Here is a 2187-nt window from a genome sequence, read left to right as displayed (position 1 = left end):
GGGTTTTGGGGTGTACCGCTTATATCTGTACGACACAAAATCCTGTGGGAGCTGGCTTGCCAGCGATGAGGCCGGTAGCCGCGAAGATTATTATCAGGTTTTGATGGCGACCAAGGTAAAACACATCGGCATCTGCGCTTCCTGATTCAAATAGCGGTCATACACCTCTTCCCGATTCGAATGCGCATACTCCTTGAAGTGCGCAATGTTCAGCCCCGCCGCAATGGCAGCGCTGAAGATGGCGCCCAGGTTATGCACGAACCAATACGACTTCGCCGACTGCTGCTCAACCTTGCCGACATAGACAATCGGCTCTTCCTGCACAAACGGCTCCGAGCGGAAGTACGAGCTGGCGAGGCGATACGGATCTTCCGCATCCGGGTCGACCATTTCCAGAAACGGATGGGTTTCGTAGATCACCAGCTTCCCGCCCGGTTTCAGCGTTGAAGCGACATGGCGGAAGAATTCGTCAACGTCGGGCATCCAGTTGAGAACGCCAATGGTGATCAGCGCCACATCGAAGCGATGGTGCAAGGACGCCGGCAAGTGATGGATATCGCTTTCGATGAATTCAGCGTTGTGTGGTGAACGCTTGTTCAGCTCGCGGGCCTGTTCGAGAAACGCCGCCGACTGATCGACACCGACCACACTCTTCGCACCGAGGGCAAAGAGCGACAGACTCTCGCGCCCGTTGTTGCAACCCAGCTGAATCACATCTTTACCGTCGACCTCCAGCAACCCGCTCAGGGTCTCATCGAGGCAAGAAAAATCCGCCTGCGCGACCTCGCCAAGCAAAGCCTGCCAGTCAGGCGAATCCTGGTGATGGCGAGCGGAATCGTTCCACGCCTGTCGATTGCTCTCGACGGCGGTTTTGTTGTTGGGCACTTCCATGGCGCACTCCGGACGATGCTCGTGATTGAGCGGATCCGAGTCTAGATCAGCTCTTCAATTGCGGTTGTTGCAAACTTGTAAGCCAACCCTCGTGGCAACTCCTACAAATGAGGAAGTTCTTGCCTACAAATATCAACGATATTTCAAGGCTTGATAGACGACTTAGCTGACTGCGCAAAAGTATCCACTTGGATACAGTCAGGCAATGGATTATCTTATTCAACAAACAGCAGTCTTCCAGGCTTGGCACCGTTCTGTTCGAGACCTGCGGGCAAAAGTAGCCATCGCACGTCGCATTGATCGGGCCTCAACAGGAAATCTCGGCGTATCTGAAATGCGCGTAGATGTGGGTGCAGGCTATCGGGTGTATTTCACGATGCGTAACGGTGCAGTCATCGTTCTATTGGCTGGAGGCGACAAGTCTTCACAAAGCGCAGACATCCGACGCGCACAAAAAATGGCTAAGGAGGTTTAACCATGAGCCAGACGTTAACGAATTTCGACGTGGCAGCATTGCTGGACAGTGACGAAGCCATCAGCGAATACCTGTCCCAGGTTCTTGCAGACGGGGATAACGAAGAGTTTCTTCGCGCAATCGGCTATGTGCTCAAGGCGCGCGGGATGACGCAGGTAGCCAAAACTTCTGGCATGGGTCGCGAAAGTCTGTACAAGGCGTTCGCGCCCGGCGCAAAGCCACGCTTCGAAACGGTTTTGAAAGTTATGCATGCCCTCGGCATCGATCTTTACGCACAGCCGGGGCACGTGATCAATCACCCGGTTGCTTGAATGCAGGGCAGCTATAGTTAATAGCCTTGGGGAAAACCGCACTCGCAGGTGCCGCCATGCTAATGCTCGATCGGCTGTTGTTGACCGGCTGTCTGCTTGCTGCCTCTCCGGCGCAAGCGCTGGACAGCAATTTTGTTTACTACGGGCCCAATCAGCCCTTCGCCCACCCTGCCCCGTATTCACTGAGTTCCACACCGCCCAAGCCTTACGACGATACGGCGCCGGAGGATTTTGTGGTCATCCCGGATGATCACGTGTTCTACGATTCGCAACTGCCGACCGTGGCGGATGCGACGGTGCGGGTGTTTATTCGCACGTACGATGCCGAACGCGGGATTTATGTGAATGACGAGGTGCTGGATCCGAGTTGTGTGCTGGAGTGTTTGAGCCGGCAGCAGCATTGATCCGGGTTGCCCCCATAATCTGCATACACTGAATTACCCTGTGGGAGCGGGCTTGCCCGCGATGGCGTCCCGTCAGCCTGTAAATTTCGCGACTGACACTCCGTCA

General features: G+C 55.0%; 4 protein-coding genes. 3 read left to right on the top strand and 1 reads right to left on the bottom strand.

Features of this window, described 5'->3' with window-relative positions; all coding sequences use genetic code 11:
• Positions 1–93: 93 nt before the first annotated feature.
• Positions 94–891, bottom strand: coding sequence for a class I SAM-dependent methyltransferase (locus EJA71_RS18005; protein ID WP_158958965.1), 798 nt, complete (start codon positions 889–891; stop codon positions 94–96).
• A 205-nt stretch (positions 892–1096) separates the two neighbouring features.
• Between EJA71_RS18005 and EJA71_RS18000 the strand changes: the two genes are divergently transcribed.
• The 3 genes from EJA71_RS18000 to EJA71_RS17990 are packed head-to-tail and all read left to right on the top strand — an operon-like array spanning position 1097 to position 2081.
• Entirely contained in the window at positions 1097–1366 is a 270-nt protein-coding gene (locus EJA71_RS18000; RefSeq protein ID WP_158958963.1) for a type II toxin-antitoxin system RelE/ParE family toxin, read from the top strand.
• 2 nt (positions 1367–1368) lie between these two features.
• Entirely contained in the window at positions 1369–1677 is a 309-nt protein-coding gene (locus EJA71_RS17995; RefSeq protein ID WP_158958961.1) for an addiction module antidote protein, read from the top strand.
• Between the two features lie 56 nt (positions 1678–1733).
• Positions 1734–2081 carry a hypothetical protein gene (locus tag EJA71_RS17990; RefSeq protein WP_158958959.1) on the top strand — a complete coding sequence of 116 codons (348 nt, stop codon included), beginning with the start codon at positions 1734–1736 and terminating at the stop codon, positions 2079–2081.
• Positions 2082–2187 lie beyond the last annotated feature (106 nt).

The organism is Pseudomonas sp. PB106 (genome assembly GCF_009764645.1).
GTDB lineage: Bacteria > Pseudomonadota > Gammaproteobacteria > Pseudomonadales > Pseudomonadaceae > Aquipseudomonas.
Note: the sequence above shows the minus strand (reverse complement) of the source record. Positions and strands in the feature narration are given on the sequence as shown.